Raw genomic sequence first — 548 nt, forward strand, 5'->3', positions numbered from 1 at the left:
CAGCTGCAGCGCGGTGTAGGGCTTCATGCCTTCCACCGGCTTGTTGGTGACGTCCTGGAAGAACAACGGGACGATCTGGGTCAGGCCGCCGATGCTGACGGCAAACACCATCAGCAGGGCCAGCAGGCCGACGTTTTTCTCGATGACTTCATGTTTCATCAGGCAGGTCTCCTCAAGCCAGCTGGGCGTTCGCAGGGGCGACATCGAGCGCCGGCGAACGCACGGTGCGCCAGGTGTTCCAGGCCATCAGGAACATGCCGCTGAGGAAGATCGCACCGCCGACGAAGCGCACGATGAAGCCTGGGTGGCTGGCCACCAGGGTTTCCACGAACGAGTAGGTGAGCGTGCCGTCGCTGTTGACCGCGCGCCACATCAGGCCCTGGGCGATGCCGTTGACCCACATCGAGGCGATGTACAGCACGGTGCCGATGGTGGCCAGCCAGAAGTGCGCGTTGATCAGGCCGATGCTGTACATGCGCTCCTTGCCGAACACTTTCGGGATGGTGTGGTACAGCGCGCCGATCGAGATCATCGCCACCCAGCCGAGG

General features: G+C 63.1%; 2 protein-coding genes. Both read right to left on the minus strand.

The annotated features are described in order from the left end of the window. Positions 1-159: cbb3-type cytochrome c oxidase subunit II (locus tag RYH74_RS06470; protein ID WP_317409119.1), on the minus strand; the 159-nt coding region annotated here is incomplete at its 3' end. Positions 160-172: 13 nt separating this feature from the next. Next, on the minus strand, positions 173-548 hold a 376-nt coding region (locus RYH74_RS06475; protein WP_317409118.1), incomplete at its 5' end, for a cbb3-type cytochrome c oxidase subunit I.

Origin of the sequence: Pseudomonas sp. LSJ-87, from assembly GCF_032971465.1 — a bacterium.
Taxonomy (GTDB): domain Bacteria; phylum Pseudomonadota; class Gammaproteobacteria; order Pseudomonadales; family Pseudomonadaceae; genus Aquipseudomonas; species Aquipseudomonas putida_Z.